18 protein-coding genes are annotated in these 21289 nt (G+C 52.0%); 5 read left to right on the top strand and 13 right to left on the bottom strand.

Features of this window, described 5'->3' with window-relative positions; all coding sequences use genetic code 11:
* Positions 1 to 52: 52 nt before the first annotated feature.
* Positions 53 to 1813, bottom strand: a complete 1761-nt coding sequence (gene yejM / locus FDW97_RS07680; protein WP_038642064.1) for an LPS biosynthesis-modulating metalloenzyme YejM — start codon at positions 1811 to 1813, stop codon at positions 53 to 55.
* 31 nt (positions 1814 to 1844) lie between these two features.
* Positions 1845 to 2072, bottom strand: a complete 228-nt coding sequence (locus tag FDW97_RS07675; RefSeq protein WP_003027506.1) for a YejL family protein — start codon at positions 2070 to 2072, stop codon at positions 1845 to 1847.
* Positions 2073 to 2206: 134 nt separating this feature from the next.
* Here FDW97_RS07675 and yejK point away from each other — a divergent pair, with 134 nt between their 5' ends.
* Positions 2207 to 3214 (top strand): nucleoid-associated protein YejK, encoded by a 1008-nt coding sequence (gene yejK / locus FDW97_RS07670; RefSeq protein WP_006683753.1) that lies wholly within the window; start codon positions 2207 to 2209, stop codon positions 3212 to 3214.
* A 100-nt stretch (positions 3215 to 3314) separates the two neighbouring features.
* On the opposite strand, the gene rplY is transcribed toward yejK, so the two are convergent.
* The gene (gene rplY, locus FDW97_RS07665) at positions 3315 to 3599 is read right to left on the bottom strand and encodes a 50S ribosomal protein L25 (RefSeq protein WP_006683755.1); all 285 of its coding nucleotides are present in this window, start codon (positions 3597 to 3599) and stop codon (positions 3315 to 3317) included.
* Between the two features lie 124 nt (positions 3600 to 3723).
* Positions 3724 to 5484 carry a DEAD/DEAH box helicase gene (locus FDW97_RS07660; RefSeq protein ID WP_137350852.1) on the bottom strand — a complete coding sequence of 587 codons (1761 nt, stop codon included), beginning with the start codon at positions 5482 to 5484 and terminating at the stop codon, positions 3724 to 3726.
* A gap of 151 nt (positions 5485 to 5635) precedes the next feature.
* On the opposite strand from FDW97_RS07660, the gene rsuA reads away from it, so the two are divergent.
* The 3 genes from rsuA to FDW97_RS07640 all read left to right on the top strand — a co-directional run bounded on the left by rsuA (position 5636) and on the right by FDW97_RS07640 (position 8228).
* Positions 5636 to 6343 carry a 16S rRNA pseudouridine(516) synthase RsuA gene (gene rsuA, locus FDW97_RS07655; protein WP_061382086.1) on the top strand — a complete coding sequence of 236 codons (708 nt, stop codon included), beginning with the start codon at positions 5636 to 5638 and terminating at the stop codon, positions 6341 to 6343.
* Positions 6344 to 6358: 15 nt separating this feature from the next.
* Positions 6359 to 7549 (top strand): Bcr/CflA family multidrug efflux MFS transporter, encoded by a 1191-nt coding sequence (locus FDW97_RS07650; protein WP_042307254.1) that lies wholly within the window; start codon positions 6359 to 6361, stop codon positions 7547 to 7549.
* Positions 7550 to 7883: 334 nt separating this feature from the next.
* Positions 7884 to 8228, top strand: coding sequence for a YejG family protein (locus FDW97_RS07640; protein ID WP_029139605.1), 345 nt, complete (start codon positions 7884 to 7886; stop codon positions 8226 to 8228).
* A gap of 3 nt (positions 8229 to 8231) precedes the next feature.
* Here FDW97_RS07640 and yejF read toward each other — a convergent pair whose 3' ends face one another.
* The 9 genes from yejF to FDW97_RS07595 form a co-directional block, all read right to left on the bottom strand.
* Complete coding sequence (yejF, locus tag FDW97_RS07635; RefSeq protein ID WP_087857387.1) at positions 8232 to 9821, bottom strand: microcin C ABC transporter ATP-binding protein YejF; 1590 nt, start codon at positions 9819 to 9821, stop codon at positions 8232 to 8234.
* Position 9822: 1 nt separating this feature from the next.
* Positions 9823 to 10848 carry an ABC transporter permease gene (locus tag FDW97_RS07630; RefSeq protein WP_061382084.1) on the bottom strand — a complete coding sequence of 342 codons (1026 nt, stop codon included), beginning with the start codon at positions 10846 to 10848 and terminating at the stop codon, positions 9823 to 9825.
* Positions 10848 to 11942 carry a microcin C ABC transporter permease YejB gene (locus FDW97_RS07625; RefSeq protein ID WP_038642053.1) on the bottom strand — a complete coding sequence of 365 codons (1095 nt, stop codon included), beginning with the start codon at positions 11940 to 11942 and terminating at the stop codon, positions 10848 to 10850. The genes FDW97_RS07630 and FDW97_RS07625 overlap by 1 nt, the downstream gene beginning before the upstream one ends.
* Complete coding sequence (locus FDW97_RS07620; RefSeq protein WP_121529292.1) at positions 11943 to 13757, bottom strand: extracellular solute-binding protein; 1815 nt, start codon at positions 13755 to 13757, stop codon at positions 11943 to 11945.
* Positions 13758 to 13857: 100 nt separating this feature from the next.
* A complete protein-coding gene (locus FDW97_RS07615; protein WP_069323432.1) occupies positions 13858 to 15417 on the bottom strand; it encodes a cyclic di-GMP phosphodiesterase in 1560 nt (519 codons plus the stop codon).
* A 168-nt stretch (positions 15418 to 15585) separates the two neighbouring features.
* The gene (gene mepS, locus FDW97_RS07610) at positions 15586 to 16155 is read right to left on the bottom strand and encodes a bifunctional murein DD-endopeptidase/murein LD-carboxypeptidase (protein WP_003027474.1); all 570 of its coding nucleotides are present in this window, start codon (positions 16153 to 16155) and stop codon (positions 15586 to 15588) included.
* A gap of 413 nt (positions 16156 to 16568) precedes the next feature.
* The gene (locus FDW97_RS07605; protein ID WP_069323433.1) at positions 16569 to 17282 is read right to left on the bottom strand and encodes a phosphatase PAP2 family protein; all 714 of its coding nucleotides are present in this window, start codon (positions 17280 to 17282) and stop codon (positions 16569 to 16571) included.
* Between the two features lie 34 nt (positions 17283 to 17316).
* The gene (locus FDW97_RS07600) at positions 17317 to 18303 is read right to left on the bottom strand and encodes a GTP-binding protein (protein WP_069323434.1); all 987 of its coding nucleotides are present in this window, start codon (positions 18301 to 18303) and stop codon (positions 17317 to 17319) included.
* Between the two features lie 119 nt (positions 18304 to 18422).
* A complete protein-coding gene (locus FDW97_RS07595) occupies positions 18423 to 19889 on the bottom strand; it encodes a mannitol dehydrogenase family protein (protein ID WP_137350851.1) in 1467 nt (488 codons plus the stop codon).
* 202 nt (positions 19890 to 20091) lie between these two features.
* Between FDW97_RS07595 and uxuA the strand changes: the two genes are divergently transcribed.
* The gene (uxuA, locus tag FDW97_RS07590) at positions 20092 to 21282 is read left to right on the top strand and encodes a mannonate dehydratase (protein WP_137350850.1); all 1191 of its coding nucleotides are present in this window, start codon (positions 20092 to 20094) and stop codon (positions 21280 to 21282) included.
* The last annotated feature ends 7 nt before the right edge of the window (positions 21283 to 21289 follow it).

Below are 21289 nucleotides of genomic sequence, written 5' to 3'. Positions count from 1 at the left end.
TGCTTTCCAGCGTGAATGCAAGAGGATGGTTTGCTAACTGATTTATAATTAATCAGTTAGCAATAAATCGTTTCTCATCCGTCAGAACTTGCAGCAGCAGGCTCAGCTGCGGTTTCTGATCTTTTATCTTCTCACCGTGTAAATCATAGGTCTGATAGTTACCGTTGTTGTTAAGCACCAGCGTCATCTCTGGCGTGGTAATCGCCAGCGTGCTGCCGTCGGCGGCGGTAACCCAGTAATGGCGGCGGGTTGCATTAAACAAATCCTGGCCCTGCGAGTACTCGTTAGCTGGCGTGCTGACGTGGAGCAGACGTTGCATGAGCGTCGTCATCAGGTCCGTATGATCGGTCAGGCTATTGATGCGCTGAGCAGGTGTTCCCGGCCAGTGAATAATCAGAGGAACCTGCAGATGACCGCGCGACCAGGCAAAATTGTTCTCTTCCTGAGTCAGCGGTACGCCCCGACCCGCGGTAATAATCACCACCGTGTTGTTCAGTTTACCGGAGTCGCGCAGGGCGCTAAGGATCCGGTTAATGTTGGCATCCACATCCTGAGCGGCATTGGCGTAGCGTTTGGCAAAGTTCTTCTGGTTACTGTCGTTCAGGTTCGTCCCGTTAAAGGAGACCCAGGAGAACCAGCGGTTATCTTCCTGCGCGTAGCGGCCCAGCCAGTTGATCCACTGGCTGGCGGTCTGCTCGTCAGACTGCGTTTGCACGCTCGGCATAGAGAAATCTGACAGTAGCGCCTGGCGATAAAGTGGGCTGGTAAAGCCATCCGAGGAGAATAGCCCCAACTGATATCCCTGCTGGTTCAGCGCAGAGATCAGCGCCGCAGGCGTTCGGGTCGACAAAATGCCGTCCATATAGCTTGGGGAAACGCCATAGAACAGGCCAAAAATCCCGTTATCCGTGGTGTTGCCTGTGCTCATGTGACGCGTAAAGGCGATATTCTGCTCAGCGAATTCAGCCAGCGCTGGCATCTGTTTTTCAAAACGGGAGTAGTTCAGGCCGTCTACGGTGATCAGCAGAACGTTCTGTCCGGTTCCCATATCGCGGTAGCGCAGTTCGCTGAGCGGGTATTGCACGGAAACCGCTTCCGGGTTTCCCTGCTCGATCAGGCGGCGTTGATATTCTTGCGCATCCAACAGACCATGTTTTTCCAGAAACTTGCGTGCCGTCATCGGGTAGGAGAGCGGCAGATTCGCGCGTTGCATGGTAATAGGGCGATAGAAATTGGCGTCTGCCCAGATGTACACCACATGCGAGGCGATAAAGGAAACGAAGAAGAATGCGGCTAACGGTTTAGCAAAATGGCGACGACGCGTCAGGCTGCGTAGTTTTTGCCAGCTCCAGGTCGCAAACAGCATTTCGATTAACAGAATAACCGGCACGCTGATAAACATCAGTTGCCAGTCACGCGCCGCTTCATTCTGGTCAGGGTTAATGACCAGTTCCCAGACGATCGGGTTAAGGTGCAGGTGGAAGCGGGTAAAAACTTCGCTGTCGATTAACAACAACGTCATGCCAGCTGTCGCCAGAATAGCTGATAAGAATCGCATCAGCCTCTGGGACATGACGATAAACGTCAGGGGAAACAGGATCAGCAGATAGGTGGCAAACACCAGGAAGCTAAAATGCCCGACAACGCTCAGGTAGGAATAAACGCGCCCTGCAAGCGTAGTCGGCCAGTCGGCGACAAACAGGTAACGGCTACCGAGTACCATGGCCAACAGAATGTTGAACAAAGCAAACCAGTGCCCCCAGCTAACCATCTGGGAGACTTTCTCACGGTAGCGCTGACGATGAGTTACCATAAACTGTTGTTCGTTTCCCCGGATCAGGCTCTTAATGCGCTTGGTCGTCGTTTACCGAAGACTGTAATGCGCGGGCAAAAGAGTTGGCAATCGCCTGGCGCTGGGCCGGTGCGATGCTTGTATTGATAAGGTTAGTCACCATGTTTCCCAGTACCATCAGGGAAAGATCGGTCGGCGCCTTATGTTTTTCCAGTACGTTGAGCATCTCATTCAGCAGTTGTTCAACGTGTTCGTCACTATAGCGGGAAATTTGTGGCATAAATCGAAATCAGTCTGTTCATGAAAGGGCAACATATTACCGTACGGACAGTTTTTTTTCTGCTTTTTTATCTTCTATTGCGTCACTGCCCGGCAGGTGGTTGAATACCGCCCGGTCTAAAAGGAGAGTTTATCATGAGTCTGGATATCAACCAGATTGCCCTGCACCAGCTTATCAAACGTGATGAGCAAAACCTTGAGCTGGTCTTGCGCGATTCATTACTGGAACCGACAGCGACCGTTGTCGATATGATGGCTGAACTGCATCGGGTGTATAGCGCCAAGAATAAAGCCTATGGCCTGTTCAGCGAAGAGAGCGAGCTGGCGCAAACGCTGCGTTTACAGCGTCAGGGTGAAGAGGATTTTCTGGCCTTTAGCCGTGCCGCGACAGGGCGTTTGCGGGACGAGCTGGCGAAATATCCTTTTGCCGATGGTGGTATTGTCTTGTTCTGCCATTACCGCTATCTGGCGGTAGAGTATCTGCTGGTTGCCGTACTGAACAATTTAAGCAGCATGCGCGTCAATGAAAATCTGGATATCAATCCGACGCACTATCTGGATATCAATCATGCGGACATCGTGGCGCGTATTGATTTAACCGAGTGGGAAACCAATCCGGAGTCCACACGCTATCTGACGTTCCTGAAAGGGCGGGTAGGGCGCAAAGTCGCCGATTTCTTCATGGACTTTCTCGGCGCCAGCGAAGGTCTGAACGCCAAAGCGCAAAACCGCGGTCTGCTGCAGGCGGTTGATGACTTCACCAATGAGGCGCAACTGGATAAAGCCGAGCGCCAGAACGTGCGGCAGCAGGTGTACAGCTACTGCAACGAGCAGCTACAGGCCGGTGAAGAGATTGAGCTGGAGTCGCTGTCTAAAGAGCTTTCCGGCGTCAGTGAAGTCAGCTTCAGCGAATTCGCTGCTGATAAAGGGTATGAGCTGGAAGAGAGCTTCCCGGCGGATCGCAGTACGTTGCGCCAATTAACCAAATTTGCCGGCAGCGGCGGTGGGTTAACCATTAATTTTGACGCCATGCTGCTGGGCGAGCGTATTTTCTGGGATCCGGCTACAGATACCCTGACCATCAAAGGTACGCCGCCGAACCTGCGCGACCAGCTCCAGCGCCGCACGTCGGGCGGGAAATAAACCGTTAATGCCGGATGGCTGCGTAAAGCCCTATCCGGCCCACGGATAAACCCCATAAAAAAACCCCGCCGAGGCGGGGTTTTCTTCAACGTCCAGGCGATTACGCGCGAACGAAGTCGATGTGAGTCAGCTTCGGCTTGAAAGCGTGACGCTGTACAGCCTGAGCTTTAACTTTAACTTCTTTACCGTCAACAACGATGGTCAGAACTTCGCTGTAGAATTCAGCTTTAGCTTGCATGTTCATAACTGCATCGTGATCCAGTTCGATAGCAATCGGGGCTTCTGCGCCACCGTAGATGATTGCCGGGAACTTGTTAGCGGCACGCAGGCGGCGGCTCGCACCCTTACCCTGCTCTTTACGTACTTCAGCGTTGATAGTAAACATTTAAATCTCTCTTTAATAATTCCTGCTACAGGCGACCCAGCAACAGGTAAGTGATCTGCTTTGCGTATGCAAAAGCGGGCGAGATTCTATACTCAAACGGCTGGTACATCAATCAAAAGTACAATTAACCGCGTAATTCATGTGCCCGGCGAAAGCGACCTTCATAATCGAAGACCTTTTCACGCACCTGCCAGTACTGACCTTTCATGCGCGCAACCACGAAATCAGGATGGCGTAACAGCGCCTGCTGGGCGAGGATATCGGCGGCGGTTATCCAGCGTAAGGGAATACCGGGGGTACGGGTGTGCGGGCGAATAAACAGTTGTTCGAATGCCGTACGCTGCGCGGGAGTGTGTAGACGAAAGCGTTCGCTGACGTCGGCTCCGTCTTCATCGTAATAGGTGATTTTTAGCCATTCGCCTTTTTCATCCTGGCCATTTTGTAACACCATCCCGCTACAGCGCAGAACCAGCGCATCTTTTAGCCTCAATGCCGCTTTCAGCATGTCATCCGGGTCGACCAGCACCGTATCGCATTCACGGCAGCGGCGGGCGGCAATGTCATTTTCCGCGTTGCACTGCGGGCAATTTTTAAAACGGAAACGAAAGTCGCACTGTTCGCGATGACCGTCATCATCTTCAAACCATCCCTGGCAGCGGCGACCAAAGTGTTCAATCAGCGTGCCGTCAGCTGTTGTTTTGCCCCAGAAGGTGTTGGCAAATCCGCAGGCAGGGCAGAACACCTGTACCGGCACGTTGTCGCTTTTTCCCTTCGGCGCGCCCACTTCCGGGGCGTACAGATCGTGGGGATTGCCCGCGTAATCGAGGATCAGACAGTCGGTTTTACCTGGGGCCAGGCGCAGTCCGCGACCAACAATTTGTTGGTACAGGCTGACTGATTCCGTCGGGCGGAGAATGGCGATAAGGTCGACGTGTGGGGCATCGAAGCCGGTAGTCAGGACCGACACATTCACCAGAAAGCGAAAGCGCTGGGCTTTAAACTCTTCAATCAGTACGTCACGCTCCGCGCCTGGCGTATCTCCGGTAATAAGCGCGGCATCGTCAGCAGGCAGCAGGCCCAGAATTTCTTTGGCGTGTTCAACGGTGGCGGCGAAAATCATCACCCCTTTGCGCGTCTGGGCAAACTCAATAATCTGGCTGATGATATGCGGCGTGATTCGCTGCTGCTTTTTTAATTCCCGATTAAGGTCCGCCTCGCTGAACAGGCCGTTACTTTGTGCCTGCAGGCGGCTGAAGTCATACTGCACGACCGGCATGTCGAGGCGTTCCGGCGGCGTCAGGTAGCCGTGTTTAATCATGTAACGCAGCGGTAATTCATAAATGCAGTCGCGAAACAGCGCTTTTTCATCGCCGCGCACCATTCCGTGATAATGAAAGTGGTAAATCCAGCCTTTACCCAGACGAAAAGGCGTGGCGGTAAGCCCCAGCAGGCGTAAGTGGGGATTGACGTTGGTCAGGTGAGTGAGGATTTGCTGATACTGACTCTCTTCATCATCACCGATGCGGTGACATTCATCGACGATCAGCAGGGAAAACTCTCCCTGAAAGGCATCCAGATTACGCGCCACCGACTGTACGCTGCCAAATACCACTTTTCCGTGGCTCTCTTTACGCTTCAGCCCGGCGGCAAAAATATCGGCCTCCAGCCCCAACGCGCAATATTTGGCGTGGTTTTGCGCGACCAGCTCTTTGACGTGCGCCAGTACCAGCACGCGACCACGCGCCACGCGGGCCAGTTCCGCTATCACCAGGCTTTTGCCCGCGCCGGTTGGCAGGACGATAACCGCCGGCGTGCGGTGGTGGCGAAAATGGTTGAGCGTGGCGTCCACGGCTTCTTTTTGGTACGGGCGAAGAGTAAAAATCATGGGCTCACTAAGGTAAACAGTAACAATGAATAGTATGCCATGAATCATTTCCCTTGAGGGATGGTGTAACGCCGCTATACTGGGCGGATAACAGTCCCACTTTTCGGGCGCAAACCCGATTCTCGTATTTTTACAGGCAAAAATCACACTCATGCGACTTGATAAATTTATCGCTCAGCAACTCGGCGTCAGCCGCGCTATTGCCGGGCGTGAGATCCGTGCTAACCGCGTTACCGTCGACGGTGAAATCGTCAGAAATAGCGCCTTTAAGCTGCTGCCAGAACATGACGTCGAATATGACGGCAATTCCCTGATTCAACAGAATGGCCCGCGCTATTTTATGCTGAATAAGCCGCAGGGCTATGTTTGTTCAACGGATGATCCGGATCACCCGACGGTTCTTTATTTCCTCGATGAACCCGTCGCACACAAATTACATGCGGCAGGCCGTCTGGATATCGACACCACCGGACTGGTGTTGATGACCGATGACGGACAGTGGTCGCATCGCATCACTTCGCCACGTCACCATTGTGAGAAAACCTATCTGGTGACGCTGGAATCGCCGGTGGCGGATGATACCGCCGAGCAGTTTGCTCGTGGCGTACAACTGCATAACGAAAAAGACCTGACAAAGCCGGCCGTGCTGGAAGTCATTACGCCAACTCAGGTGCGATTGACCATCAGCGAAGGGCGCTATCATCAGGTGAAACGCATGTTCGCCGCCGTGGGGAACCACGTTGTTGAACTGCACCGTGAACGGATCGGCGCCATTAAGCTTGATGATGACCTTGAGCCTGGCGAATACCGTCCATTAACTGAAGAAGAAATTGCCAGCGTTAACTTAACCCCGCGTTAATCTCAGGAGCTAAATGTGACCACCCGGCAGAACTCGTCAATTGCCATTGTCTTTATCCTTGGCTTGTTAGCCATGCTGATGCCGTTGTCGATTGATATGTATCTTCCGGCGCTGCCTGTTATCTCTGAACAGTTTGGTGTGCCTGCCGGTAGCGCGCAGATGACCCTCAGTACCTATATTTTAGGTTTTGCGGTGGGGCAGTTGCTGTATGGTCCAATGGCAGACAGCATTGGGCGTAAGCCGGTAATACTGGGCGGAACGCTGGTGTTTGCGGCGGCGGCAGTTGCTTGTGCGCTGGCGCAAACTATCGATCAACTGATCATAATGCGTTTCTTCCATGGTCTGGCGGCTGCGGCGGCGAGCGTGGTTATCAACGCCCTGATGCGCGATATCTATCCGAAGGAAGAGTTCTCGCGCATGATGTCATTCGTCATGTTGGTCACCACGATAGCGCCATTGCTGGCGCCCATTGTGGGCGGCTGGGTGCTGGTATGGCTGAGCTGGCACTATATCTTTTGGATCCTCGCCGTGGCGGCTATTCTGGCTTCAGTGATGATCTTTACGCTGATCAAAGAAACATTGCCCGTAGAGCGTCGCCAGCCGTTTCGCTTGCGCACTACTCTTGGCAACTTTGCCTCGTTGTTTCGTCATAAGCGCGTACTGAGCTATATGCTGGCCAGCGGGTTCAGCTTTGCCGGAATGTTTTCTTTCCTTAGCGCCGGGCCTTTTGTCTACATTGAGATTAACCATGTTTCACCGCAGCATTTCGGTTACTACTTCGCGCTGAATATTGTTTTCCTGTTCGTGATGACCATCATCAACAGCCGCTTTGTTCGCCGGGTTGGGGCATTGAATATGTTCCGTGCGGGGCTGTGGATCCAGTTTGTGATGGCGGGCTGGATGGTTTTCAGTGCGCTGTTCGGGGTAGGTTTTTGGGCGCTGGTGGTGGGCGTGGCGGCATTTGTCGGCTGCGTGTCGATGGTGTCATCTAACGCGATGGCGGTCATCCTGGATGAATTCCCGCACATGGCGGGAACGGCATCATCTTTGGCGGGGACGTTCAGATTTGGCATTGGCGCTATTGTTGGGGCACTGTTGTCACTGGCGACCTTTAACTCGGCCTGGCCGATGATTTGGTCGATAGCGTTTTGCGCCACCAGCTCTATTCTCTTCTATCTCTACGCCAGTCGCGCTAAAAAACGGTGATCTAATACACAACCTGGAGGTCATAAGGCCTCCAGAGTTGATGTATATCAACCGCAAATCTATCAATTCTCCTGCTTATGTTTATTTTATGTAAAATCAATTTATGTAAAAAGTCACATCATTGTAGTTAAAAAGGTTGAGTTAGATCGCAGAAACGAGTACATATAGCCCGGAAATTTGCCAGAACCATTGAATAAATTTAAATACCTGGTTCGGAAAGCAGCATATGGACATGGGTGTAAACGTTTACCAACTGTTTAAAGACGTTTTGTCAATGATGTGTTAATATTGATGTAAAATAATTGTGAAGTGATTGTGCTTCCAGGGAAAGAAAGTGATGACATTACAACTCTCAATCGTTCATCGTCTGCCGCAGTGCTATCGTTGGTCGGTGGGTTTCGCAGGTTCGAAAGTTGAACCGATTCCGCAAAACGGCCAGAGCAATGAGAACAGCCTGGTGGCGCTCAAATTGCTCAGCCCGGATGGTGATAGCGCGTGGTCAGTCATGCATAAACTCAGCCAGGCCCTCAGTGACATTGAGGTTCCTTGTTCCGTTCTGGAATGCGAAGGGGAGCCGTGCCTGTTTGTGAATCGTCAGGATGAGTTTGCTGCGACCTGCAGACTGAAAAATTTCGGCGTGGCAATCGCAGAACCTTTTTCAAATAACAATCCGTTTTGAGCGTCAGCTTAGCGCGAGCAGCTGACGCGTATAGGCCTGTTGTGGCGCGTTGAATACGTGCTCGCATTGCCCCTGTTCCACAACTTCTCCCTGCCTTAGCACAATAACCTGATGGCACAACGCGCGTACGACATGCAAATCATGGCTGATAAAAATATAGGCCAGACGATGCTTTTCCTGTAAGGACTTTAACAACATCAGGATTTGCGCCTGTACGGTCCTGTCGAGTGAGGATGTCGGCTCATCCAGAATGATCAGCGAAGGTTTTAGAATCAACGCCCGGGCAATGGCTATGCGTTGACGTTGACCTCCGGAAAACTCTGCGGGATAACGATGTCGCGTTTCGCTATCCAGCCCCACTTCCGTCATGACCGCTTTCACCTGCGCTTCACGTTGTTCGGCAGTAAGTGTCGGTTGATGAACGCGTAGTCCCTCCTCAATAATTTGTAGCACGCTTAAACGTGGGTTTAGCGAGGAGTTAGGATCCTGAAATACCACCTGAATGCGGTGACGTACGGGTAACAGCTGGCGACGATTTAAGGTATGCAACGCCTGGCCATCGAACACAATACTCCCCTGCGATGTGATTAGCCTCAGTAGCGCCAGCCCGGTGGTGCTTTTCCCGGAACCTGACTCACCGACCAGCCCCAGCGTTTCACCGGGCCGCAGGGAAAAACTGACGTCGTTGACCACGACGTTATGGTCTACTACGCGCTTCAGAATGCCTTTGCGGACAGGGAAGGCGACGCGGAGTTTTTCCACTTCCAGCAAGGGAGCTTGCCCTACAGGTAAGGGGACCGGGTCACCGGAAGGTTCGCTGTTTAACAATTTCTGCGTGTACGGATGCGAGGGCGCAGAGAGCAGTTGTGCGGCACGATTTTGCTCAACGCACAGGCCGTTTTGCATGACCGCCACGGTATCGGCCAGCTTTTTCACAATGCTGAGGTTATGGGTGATGAACAGTAATCCCATGTTCAGCTCTCGCTGTAACTCCCGCAGCAGTTGCAGGATCTGCGCCTGGACGGAGACATCCAGCGCGGTGGTGGGTTCATCGGCAATCAGCAGTTCTGGCCGCGTTAGCAGCGCCATGGCGATCATCACACGTTGGCGCTCACCGCCGGACAACTGGTGCGGGTAATCTGCGAGACGTTTGGCCGCCTGACGGATCCCGACGCGGTCCAGACAGGTCAGAATCTCTGCCCGGGCGGCCTCGCGACGCATTCCCCGATGCAGCGATAGCACCTCGTAAAGCTGTTTTTCCAGGTTGTGAAGCGGGTTCAGTGACACCATCGGCTCCTGGAAAATCATGGCGATTTTGTTCCCTCGTACGCCGCGAAGCGTCTGCTCGTCGGCGTGAAGCAATGATTCACCATGGAAACGAATATCACCGGCAAGATAGACCGCAGGAGGGGACGGTAATAAGCGCAGAATAGAAAGCGCGGTCACACTTTTCCCTGAGCCAGATTCGCCCACCAGCGCCAGCGTTTGCCCGGCATCAACCCGCAATGAGAGAGTGTTGACCACGGTGCGCACGCTCTCCTGGTGGCGAAAACCTACCGATAAATTCTCAATAGCTAACAGAGGTTGTGTCATTTTAAATCGCCTTATTGGGATCAAACGCGTCGCGTACCGCTTCACCAATAAAGATCAGTAGCGATAAAAGCAGGGCAACGGAGATGAACGCAGTGATCCCAAGCCACGGCGCCTGCAGGTTATTTTTACCTTGTAACAGGAGTTCTCCCAACGATGGCGAGCCAAGCGGTAAGCCGAATCCGAGAAAATCCAGCGAGGTCAGGGTGGTTATCGAGGCGCATAATATAAACGGTAAAAAAGTCAGGGCGGCGACCATCGCGTTGGGTAGCATATGACGCAGAATAATACTGCGATCGCTCACGCCGAGCGCCTGCGCGGCACGAATGTAATCAAAGTTTCGGGTACGTAAAAATTCCGCACGCACCACGCCAACCAGACTCATCCAGCCAAACAGCACGGTAATGCCCAGCAGCCACCAGAAGTTGGGCTGGACCACGCTCGACAGCAAAATGATCAGAAACAGCGTTGGCATACCAGACCAAACCTCAATGAATCGCTGCCCCCACAGGTCCACCTTGCCGCCATAATAGCCCTGAATAGCGCCAGCCATGATGCCCATCACGCTGGAACACAGGGTCAGCATTAAACCAAACAGGACCGAGATACGCGTGCCGTAGAGGATACGCGCCAGCACGTCGCCGCCGTTGGCGTCCGTCCCCAGCCAGTTTTGCGCAGAAGGTGGGGAAGGGAAGGGCTTATCGGTGGCAAAGTTAATGCTGGTGGCCCCAAAGCGTACGGGCGCCCACAGGATCCATCCCTGCTTCTCCAGGCGCTGCTGTAGCCAGGGATCCTGATAATCAGCTTTGGTCGCCAGTGGTCCGCCAAAGTCGCTTTCACTGTAGTTTTTGAACAGAGGGAAATACCAACTGCTGTCATAGCGCACCAGCAGCGGCTTATCGTTGGCAATCAGTTCGGAACACAGGCTAAGGCCAAACAACACCAGAAAAATCCACAGCGACCAGTAGCCGCGGCGGTTATGACGAAAACGCGCCCAGCGGGCCTGATTGACGGGGCTTAATCGCGACATTAGCGTCCCTCAAAATCAATACGGGGATCGACCAGCGTATAGCTGATATCACTGAGAATATTCAGCAGCAGTCCGATCAGGGTGAAGATATAGAGCGTGCCAAACATCACCGGGTAGTCGCGTGATACGGTGGATTCATACCCCAGTAACCCCAGTCCGTTAAGCGAGAACATGACTTCAATCAGCAGCGAGCCGGTAAAAAACATGCTGATAAACGTTGCCGGGAAACCTGCTATCACCAGTAACATCGCGTTGCGAAACACATGTTTCCATAGAATATTTTTCTCGCTTACTCCTTTGGCGCGCGCGGTGACGACATACTGTTTGCGGACTTCATCCAGAAATGAGTTTTTAGTCAGCATGGTCAGCGCGGCAAACCCGCCAACCACCGTCGCCAGCACCGGCAGGGTAATATGCCACAGGTAGTCGGTTATTTTTTGATACCAGGGCAGAGAGTCAAAGTTGGCGGAAACCAGCCCGCGCAGCGGGAACAGATCGTAGTAGCTTCCCCCGGCAAAAAAGACGATCAGCAAAATCGCAAACAGAAATGCCGGGATGGCATAGCCGATAATAATGAATGCGCTGCTCCACACATCGAATCGACTGCCATTGTGTACCGCTTTACGGATACCTAGCGGGATCGACACCAGATAGATGATGAGTGTGCTCCACAGCCCAAGCGTAACGGAAACGGGCAGGCTGTCTTTGATAAGCGTCAGCACCGAAGCGCTACGAAACAGGCTGTCGCCGAAATCGAAACGAATGTAGTCCCAGAGCATTTTGAAGTAACGCTCATGAATAGGTTTATCGAACCCGTAGCGGCGGGTGATTTCTGCAATCACTTCCGGATCCAGACCGCGGCCTCCGCGATAATTGCTGTCGCTGATGTTACCCACGCCGGTTTGCGCGTGGCTGGCGCGAACGCCTTCGCTGCCCGCGCCGGGTAAGGCGCCACTTTGCCCGAACTCAATAGCGGCGACGGCCTGCTCAACGGGACCGCCGGGGGCAATTTGCACGATAAAAAAGTTGATGGTGATGATGGCCCAGAGCGTCGGGATCACCAGCAGCAGACGTCGAATCAGATAAGCGCCCATTTACTCTCCCTGTCGTCTGGCTGCGGGTAGCTTCGCCGCTTTGTTGACGTCATACCACCAGTTGTCGAGGCCGATGGTGTAAATTGGGCGAATAGCAGGATGTGAAAATTTGTCCCACCAGGCGATACGATCCTCGGCCATGTACCACATCGGCAACATGTAGTAGTTCCAGGTTAATACCCTGTCCAGCGCCCGTCCCAGCGGGATCAGTTTGGCTTTATCACCTTGCGCCGCGATGATTTGATTGATCAATTTATCAATCACCGGGCTTTGCACGCCGGGCGCATTGTAGCTGGAATCAATGTATTCAGAGGCCCACAGAATTTGCAGGTCTGAACTCGGCCACGGCATCGCGCGGTACAACCTCGGCATCATGTCATAGTCGCGACTGCGCAGGCGGTTCGTGATTTGCGAATTATCAACCTGGCGGATGTTCATGGTGATGCCTAAGCGCTGCAGGTTGTGCTGGAACGGCAGTACCCACTGGCTGTTACTGCCCGCCGGGAGCAACAGTTCGAAGCTCAGGGGTTTACCGCTGGCGCTGTTCACGCGCTGCTGTCCCTTTAGTATCCAGCCAGCCTGTTCCAGTAAGGTATTGGCTTTCAATAAGTTGTCACGATCGTAACCATCACCTGTTGATTTTGGCGGCTGATAAATTTGGCTGAAGACCTCAGGGGGGAGATCTTTTTTCAATGGCGCGAGTATCACCAGTTCATCCGCATCGGGGTAATTTTTTGCGGCATACTCGGTATTCTGAAAATAGCTGTTTGTCCGGCTCCAGGCGTTATAGAACAGGGCTTTATTCATCCATTCAAAATCAAAGGCCAGCGTGATGGCTTCACGTACGCGTCGATCGCTGAATACCGGACGCTGAATATTAAAGGCCAGCCAACGCGTATCCTGTGCGGATTCGTTTTTCTGCTCATCTTTGATGATGTAATGATTTGCGAAATTTTTGCCGGTATAACGTGTCGCCCAGTTTTTGGCATCGTTCTCCAGACGCAGATCAAACGCACCGGCCTTAAACGCTTCAAAGGCGACGTTGTCATCAAGATAGTAATCGTAGCGGATGGTATCAAAGTTCCAGCGCCCGCGGTTAACGGGCAGGTTCGCGGCCCAATAATCTTTGACACGCGAATAGACAATATACTGGCCCATTTTCCACTGGGTGATGCGGTACGGGCCGCTGGCAAGCGGTGGGGAAGATAAGGGATCGCTGAGTTTATGATCCTTCCAGTATTTCTCAGGCATCACGGGTAATGAAAACAGGCTGAGCATATCCTCTTTGCCCGGTTTGGCTAATTCAATACGCACGGTTAACGGCGCAATGGCTTTTACCGTTGTGCCTTTGTAGACGAGGCGAAACTGCGGCACGCCTTCAGTCATAAATTTGTGAAAGGTGAAGGCGACATCGCTGGCGGTAATGGGGGAGCCATCGTGAAAACGCGCCCGTGGATTAATGGCGATTTCTACCCAGGAATAGTCGTCAGCATAGCGCGCGCTGTCGGCAATGAGCGGGTAATAGCTGCCAGGCTCGTCGTCAGAGGTGGTAAAAAGCGTATCGTACAGCGTTTCGGTGCGCGCGCCGGGATTGCCACGCATTGCATAGCGGTTGAAGTTATCGAACGTACCAATCGCGGAGAGGGTGATTTGCCCGCCTTTGGGCGCGGCTGGGTTAACGTAATCAAAGTGGTTAAAGTTAAACGCGTACTTCGGTTCGCCCAGTACGGCAAACGCATAGCTTTCTTTGATGGATTGCGCCTGAACGCTAAACCCGATGAGGGCGATAAACAGCAGCAGTAGGCGAGGGATCATATAAAAGCGCTTTCCTTTTCCTGTCACAACCCGACGGGCATCATGCCTGAGAGATAAGGGGGGTGGCGGCGAGTAAGAGTATATGAATCGCAAACTGCGATCACCACGTTGGCTTATTGGGCTGCGCCATCCAACGCACGAAATCAGCAAGCTTTAACGGTCGGCTAATCCAGTATCCCTGGAAAAAATGTACTCCACGATCGCGCAGCCAACGAGCTTGCTCAGGTGTTTCTACCCCTTCAGCAACCGTCAGCATATTAAGACGCTTAGAGAGTGTCAACACGGCGTCCAGAACCGGAGAGGTCAGGGTTTCTGTGCCGATGGCGTTAATAAACCCGCGATCGATTTTCAGGTAGTCAACGGTGAAGCGTTCCAGATAGATAAGCGCGCTATGACCGGTGCCGAAATCATCAATAGCAATTTCAAAGCCAACAGAGTGTAGCCATTCGAATAGCTGTGTCGCCTCGTGTTGATTAAGCATATCGCGTTCAGTGATTTCCAGCACTAACTGAAAATGGTTCGCGGGAAGCGAGGCGCGCAGCCGTCGGATGTCATCTTTAAAACTCTCGCCGTGCAGGTGCGTTGGTGCGATGTTAATCCCCAGTTTGGCGCCAGCAGGAAACACTTTTTGCAGCGTCGGGGCGTCCTGCGCTATTAACTTAAAGAGGTGTTGGGTCAGCGGGACAATCATTTTCTGCGATTCTGCATAATGAATGAAGGCATCCGGTGGGATCTCACCCGTTGATGGATGATGCCAACGTAATAACACCTCAACACCTTTTACCTCCAGCGTTTGCATCTCTACGACGGGCTGGTACACCACATAAAATTGATTATGTTTGATGGCGTGGAGGATATCTTTACCAGGGCGTAACCGGACAGTGAAGATGTAATACCAGAGGAGAACCCCGGTGATAATCCCGGCCATACATCCCAACATAATCGCGTACCAGATGTCGTTGTACGTCCACTCTTGCGCATACAAACGAATCTTCAGCGGTACCTCTTTAAGCGTCGCCTGGCGCCATGGCGTGTTAGGCAGCGCAGAGACGTCCATAATTCGGGATGAAAATGTTGAAATAGCCGTGTCGCCAGCAATAACGGCAATACCATTAAAATTATCCTCGCGGGCGGTATAAAGCAGATAGGGCGCCAGGTTGATATTCAATGAAGAAAATACGCCGCTGTTATGGAACGAGGGATTGCGGTGCCAAATCATTATCGCTGGCTTATCCGGCATCATGGGCGTCCCGGAAAGTATTTCCACATCAACATCTTTGTTGATATTCAGCTTGGGGATCAGCGACAAAATGGGGGCGTTCATTGCGCCTGTTGCGGAGGAGCAAAAAGCAATGCCGTCTTTTACCAGCAAAAAAGCGCGAACGTTGAGGTTAAAAGCCGCACTGGAGGTAAGTTTTGCAGCAACTTGCTGGCAGTTCTTTTCCAGCAGGGGTTGAAGCGCATCTGTGGTGGTTTTGAGATCTGCAAAGTAACTACTGACATAATTCTGGATATCGGCAAGCAGCGTTTCGTACTTAACCTCTCGCTTATGCCAGGTAACCAAAAATTGCAGGGTACTCACGAGCAATGCGACGATAAGCCCCGTTAACATACAGGAAAGCAGGATTTTCCGACCGGATGAAGAGCTGCGTCTGAACATAGTTCCTTATGTTTACCTGTAGTAACCGCTTATTCTGTATGAATATAACCTGAAATGGTCCATGCTGTGAGATTTTTCTTAGTCGAGAGGCGAAACAAAAAAGCACCGCCGAAGCAGTGCTTTTGATATGTCTCATCAGGATAGCCAAGGGATAGCTGCCAAACGAAATTAACTGCGGCTCAGAACCCGGCGAGCTTCGTTGTAACGTTTTTTCCAGTAAGGCTCGTTCATGCTGGAAATGATAACGCCACTGCTGGTCGAGGCATGAACAAACTGGTTGTTGCCGATATAGATACCGACGTGGCGGCCTGTGGAGCCAGCACGGAACAGAACCAGATCGCCTGTGCGCAGATTAGTACGCGAAACGGATTTACCCGTTTCCTGTTGTTCGTAGGTTGAGCGCGGAAGCTCTAAACCAAACTGCTCACGGAACGTACGCTGTACGAAGCTGGAGCAATCAATACCTTTTTTTGTGCTGCCGCCAAGGCGGTAACGCACGCCTTTCCAGTCAGCATACTGATCCATAATACGTGATTTAACATCGATATTACGGACCATATTTTCAAATTCATCCTGAGAGGCTTGCAGTGAAGAGTTATCTCCATTGCCCACAGCATGCGTCTCAGAATGCATATTTCTGGCGGTGTTCGTGGTACTACATGCAGAAAGCAGAACCGCAACTGCTATCGCGGGTATGCCCCGCAAGATATATCTCAAAATCGGTTGAGATTTGACCATTTTGTTTGTTTTCCCTTGAAGTCCTTAACGATAAATATCGTTATAAAAAATGCCAAACGTGACGAGACTAATTACCATCGCACGATGAGACAATTCCTTAAGGTCAAATCTGTGGCAGAACGCACAAATTTATTCAGAAAGGGAATAATTGTCCCGCGAGGCAAAACGAGTTCGAGGTTACCCGATCGCCCCAGTCATTGCGAGAGATTTTATGTGATTTCTTATAAGAAAAATTGATACAGAAAGTGAATAAACGGCATTGGCTAAATTAAGAACAATTAGCGTAAAAAATATGCAAGCCATTCATTCTAAACATGAATAAGATGACAGGAGAATGACAATCAGAATGATGGAATATCGGTCGTCATCATCAGGGAATCAGAAGTTTCCCTGATGATGTTAATTGTTTTGCGTTATTTGTTTGAAAATTGTTTGTTTTTGCCGGGCAGATAATTCACAAACAGCGTGACCAGACGATCGCTTAATGGCGTCATTAGCCACCAGGGTAAGCCAATCAGCACAACCGTCATGGAGCCGACCACGATATCGGTGAGCCAGTGAGCGCCGATCATTACGCGTGGAAAAGCAAAAACCACAGCGATAATAAGGCCGATTATGCCTGCAACTTTTCCGAAATAACGCAGCATAAATGCGGAAAAAATAAGCAGCATCATGCCGTGATCGCCAGGAAAACTGTCTCTGGAGGCATCTTTGGTTGGAATATGCAGCAGTTCGCTGACGCGATAAATATTATCCAGCATCAGAGTAGGGCTGGCGCGTTTAACCGGAATAAGCGCCTGGCCCAACTGATTTAATACCACTGCGGTGAGCAGCATCACCAGACCAATAGCCACAATACGCCGGCGACCTTCCGCCGTATCCTTCAGCCAAAAGTGCAGCATCAGTGCGCCCATAGCCAACAACGAGCAGCCATCAAATGCCCGGTTATTGGTGATCGCAACAATCCACAGAAACAGCGGGCTTTCAACCAGCTTCTGATTGAAGAAACGGAAGACGCCCGTATCCAGTGAGGACCAGAACCCGTGCCCGGCGGGAATATACCAGGACAGAAACAGCGCTATACCTGCAATATTGAGCAGTATAATAAGAGGGTATCGGGTTTTCATCGTCGTTTACCATTGCTATAAAACGAAGGCAACCTTACGCGCTACCGTCTAAACGAAGTCTCAACAATGCGCTCTGTAACGTATTCCAGTCGGTGTCGGTATCGGAGATGAGTTCAATACGGCTATCCGGCGGAGCGACGTTTTGCGTCTCAATATGCCAGTCGTCTCCCTGACGGTTAATGCGCACCAGCCCCTCTTTGATACGCATTACACCTTTTACACGCCCAACGGGTGCAAGGCGCGACCATTCCAGCAGGCCGATGGTATCGAACACCGTATCGGCGTCAAAGATCCAGCCGCAGGCCTGATGACCCTGACCGCTGTTCAGGCTGCGACGCCAACGCTGTTGTGCGGGCAAACTTAACGCCGCCAGCCCTTTCTTGTCAGCATGACTATGGGCGTGCTCAGCGCTTGCGGGAAGCTGCGCCAGGTTTAGTCGGGGCAAATCCAGTAATTGACCGGCAATATTTCCATGATCGGCATGGACCAGTTGGCGATTGCCGCCATAGTGCTGCCACCAGGTTTGCAGGGCGTTTTCGCTTTCCGTTGTGGCGCGGTCGGCTTTGTTGGCGACGATGATATCGGCGGCAGCCAGTTGATCGCGGAAATTGTCATTGGCGACGCTTTTTTCATCCAGTAGCTGGCGAGGATCAAGAATACAAAGGGTCGCGCGCAAATCGATCCACGGTTCGTAAACCGGCGCGGTAAGTAAATCCAAAATCTGTTTGGGATGTCCGAGGCCGGTAGGTTCAATGAGCAGTCGGTCGGGTTTTCCCTGACGCAACAACGTATTGAGGCCAACCTGCATTGGCAGACCGTTAACACAGCACATACAGCCGCCGGGGATCTCTTTTAGCAATGCGCCGCTGTCGGCTAACAGGGCGCCATCAATACCGACTTCGCCAAACTCATTGACCAGTACGGCCCACTTCTCTGCGGGATCTTTGTTTGCCAATAAATGAAGAATAGAGGTGGTTTTGCCACTGCCGAGAAAACCGGTGATGAGATTGGTTTTAGTCACATTTACTCCAGAATCATAAATTGCCGTAATGGCATTTAACAATCCTGGCGAAAAACGGGGAAAAAGAGAAGGGGTGAGAGGACGAAGACGCGCTTCGTCCTGATTAATGGCAGAAATCGTTAACTTTTTAACGTTTCAATGACAGCCTGATGCGCACCATATTGGGCAATACGCTGCCAGGCGAGCTGAATAGCCGCAACAAACTGCGGATTCTGTACCAGATCGGTGGCGAAAATCTCATGCAGAGACAGCAGGGCGCTGACGCGTTCTGAGTCTGTACTCTGCTTCACAAGCGCGCTGATTTTCTCGCTCAATGGATCACGAATATCAATGGTCGCACCTGAATCATCCACTCCGCTCACGTAACGCATCCAGCCTGCGACGCCGAGCGCCAGCAGCGGCCACTCGCTGCGCCGTGCTAAATGTACGCGGATCCCTTCCAGCATACGCTGGGGTAATTTTTGGCTACCATCCATCGCGATTTGCCAGGTTTTATGCTTCAACGCCGGGTTGGCAAAGCGTTCCAGCAGGCTAGCGGCATACTGGTCTAAATCAACATCGGTGATTTGCAGGGTAGGCGCCTGTTCGTTGAGCATCAGACGGTAGGCGGCTTCACGAAAAGCGCTGTCCTGCATGCAGTCGCTGATGTGCTGAAACCCGGCCAGATAGCCGAGATACGCGAGAAACGAATGACTACCGTTCAGCATTCGCAATTTCATTTGTTCCCACGGCAGAACGTTTTCAACCATTTGTACGCCGGCGGTTTCCCACTGCGGACGACCACACACAAAATTGTCTCCAATCACCCACTGAATAAAGGGCTCACAGCTGATTGCGCAGGGATCGGCCACCCCCAACTCGCGGGCGATTTCAGCCAGTGACTCTTCGGTGGCGGCAGGAACAATCCTGTCCACCATGGTACCCGGGAAGCTGACATGTTCCTGGATCCAGTGGGCCAGCTCAGGTGAGCGTTTCTCCGCCATTCCCAGTACGGCGTTTTTTACCACATGGCCATTATCCGGGATATTATCGCAGGAGAGGACGGTAAAAGGTTGCAGCCCGCGTTCACGTCGGCGGTGCAGCGCTTCAACAATAATGCCGGGTGCGGAATGTGGCTCAGCCGGAGTCTGTAGATCATGAATAATGCGTGGATGAGAAAGATCCAGCGAGCCTGTTGCCGGATCGATGCAGTAGCCTTTTTCCGTAATCGTTAACGAGACAATCGCCACCTGAGGTTCACAGAATTTTTCGATAATGGCCGCCAGCGAATCCAGCGTGGCGTTCAGACATTCTTTGACGGAGCCGATAACAATCGGTTGGTTGCCATTCGCCCCTTTTTCTAACACGGTAAATAAATGATCCTGCTCGCGAAGCTGACTCATTAGTCGATCGCCGCTGAACAGACTTATCTCACAAATTCCCCAGTCCCCACCCTGTGCATTCAGTACCCGATCGGTCAGTAATGCCTGATGGGCACGGTGAAAAGCACCGAAACCAAAATGCACAATCCGCGTTTTTAATTGTTGGCGATCGTACTGCGGCATCATGACATTTTTCGCGAGCGGCACTGAGGCAATAGTTTTCATTCAATACACCTGATTAACCATTAATTAACAATGGCAGTATAAAGTTATATGACAGCAAATTGAATTGGTGTGCCTCATTTATCCGGGTAATGTGAGCTGGATCAACCAATCATTGCGGATTCGTTGATCCTCGCCCAGATGCCTGTATGGTAGTCGTCATTAAGTGAATCTAATTTGGTATAACAACTTGTGAGGTGAAACCATGGAACAAACCTGGCGTTGGTACGGACCTAACGATCCAGTATCGCTTGATGATGTGCGTCAGGCTGGCGCAACGGGTGTTGTGACCGCCTTGCACCACATTGCCAACGGTGAAGTCTGGCCGGTTGAAGAGATTAAAAAGCGGCAGGCTATTCTGGCTGAAAAAGGGCTGACCTGGTCAGTGGTGGAAAGTATCCCCGTCCACGAAGATATCAAAACGCACTCTGGTCAATATCAAACGTGGATTGCTAACTATCAGCAGAGTATCCGTAATCTGGCGACCTGCGGCATCGATACCGTGTGCTATAACTTCATGCCGATCCTCGACTGGACGCGTACTGACCTCGAATATCAGTTGCCGGACGGCTCCAAAGCGCTGCGTTTTGACCAGATCGCTTTTGCTGCCTTTGAGCTGCATATCCTCAAACGTTCAGGGGCTGAGGCGGATTACACCCCGGAAGAACAACGCCAGGCGCTGGACTATTTCAATGCCATGAGCGAGGCCGATATTGAAAAACTGACGCGCAATATCATCGCAGGTCTGCCCGGTGCCGAAGAGGGGTATACCCTGGATCAGTTCCGTGCGCGCCTTGCTGAATATGACGGCATCAGCAAAGACGACTTGCGCAATAACATGGCGATATTCCTGAGGGCGATAGTGCCAGTGGCAGAAGAAGTCGGCGTGCGTCTGGCCGTACACCCGGACGATCCGCCGCGTCCGATCCTTGGCCTGCCGCGCATCGTTTCGACCATCGAAGATATGCAGTGGCTGAAAGACACCGTCGACAGCATCAATAACGGTTTCACCATGTGCACCGGCTCCTACGGCGTACGCGCCGATAACGATCTGGTGAAAATGATTGAAACCTTTGGCGATCGTATTCACTTCACGCATCTGCGTTCAACTTGCCGTGAAGATAACCCGAAAACCTTCCACGAAGGTGCGCATTTGCAGGGCGATGTGGATATGGTATCGGTGGTGGCGGCGATTCTGAGCGAAGAGCAGCGTCGTAAAAAGGCGGGCGATCTGCGTCCAATCCCGATGCGCCCCGATCACGGGCACCAGATGCTTGATGATTTGCATAAAAAAACCAACCCGGGCTACTCTGCGATTGGTCGTCTGAAAGGACTGGCGGAAGTCCGTGGCGTTGAGCTGGCGCTGAAACAAACACAGTTCCGCGATCTGCTGTAAGGCGAAC

Origin of the sequence: Citrobacter sp. wls708 (genome assembly GCF_005281255.1) — a bacterium.
GTDB classification, from domain to species: domain Bacteria; phylum Pseudomonadota; class Gammaproteobacteria; order Enterobacterales; family Enterobacteriaceae; genus Citrobacter; species Citrobacter werkmanii.
Note: the sequence above shows the minus strand (reverse complement) of the source record. Positions and strands in the feature narration are given on the sequence as shown.

Excerpts from the sequence above, each read along its gene's own strand:
- yejM (WP_038642064.1), bottom strand. The coding sequence starts at position 1,813 with ATGGTAACTCATCGTCAGCGCTACCGTGAGAAAGTCTCCCAGATGGTT.
- FDW97_RS07675 (WP_003027506.1), bottom strand. The coding sequence starts at position 2,072 with ATGCCACAAATTTCCCGCTATAGTGACGAACACGTTGAACAACTGCTG.
- yejK (WP_006683753.1), top strand. The coding sequence starts at position 2,207 with ATGAGTCTGGATATCAACCAGATTGCCCTGCACCAGCTTATCAAACGT.
- rplY (WP_006683755.1), bottom strand. The coding sequence starts at position 3,599 with ATGTTTACTATCAACGCTGAAGTACGTAAAGAGCAGGGTAAGGGTGCG.
- FDW97_RS07660 (WP_137350852.1), bottom strand. The coding sequence starts at position 5,484 with ATGATTTTTACTCTTCGCCCGTACCAAAAAGAAGCCGTGGACGCCACG.
- rsuA (WP_061382086.1), top strand. The coding sequence starts at position 5,636 with ATGCGACTTGATAAATTTATCGCTCAGCAACTCGGCGTCAGCCGCGCT.
- yejF (WP_087857387.1), bottom strand. The coding sequence starts at position 9,821 with ATGACACAACCTCTGTTAGCTATTGAGAATTTATCGGTAGGTTTTCGC.
- FDW97_RS07630 (WP_061382084.1), bottom strand. The coding sequence starts at position 10,848 with ATGTCGCGATTAAGCCCCGTCAATCAGGCCCGCTGGGCGCGTTTTCGT.
- FDW97_RS07625 (WP_038642053.1), bottom strand. The coding sequence starts at position 11,942 with ATGGGCGCTTATCTGATTCGACGTCTGCTGCTGGTGATCCCGACGCTC.
- FDW97_RS07620 (WP_121529292.1), bottom strand. The coding sequence starts at position 13,757 with ATGATCCCTCGCCTACTGCTGCTGTTTATCGCCCTCATCGGGTTTAGC.
- FDW97_RS07615 (WP_069323432.1), bottom strand. The coding sequence starts at position 15,417 with ATGTTCAGACGCAGCTCTTCATCCGGTCGGAAAATCCTGCTTTCCTGT.
- mepS (WP_003027474.1), bottom strand. The coding sequence starts at position 16,155 with ATGGTCAAATCTCAACCGATTTTGAGATATATCTTGCGGGGCATACCC.
- FDW97_RS07605 (WP_069323433.1), bottom strand. The coding sequence starts at position 17,282 with ATGAAAACCCGATACCCTCTTATTATACTGCTCAATATTGCAGGTATA.
- FDW97_RS07595 (WP_137350851.1), bottom strand. The coding sequence starts at position 19,889 with ATGAAAACTATTGCCTCAGTGCCGCTCGCGAAAAATGTCATGATGCCG.
- uxuA (WP_137350850.1), top strand. The coding sequence starts at position 20,092 with ATGGAACAAACCTGGCGTTGGTACGGACCTAACGATCCAGTATCGCTT.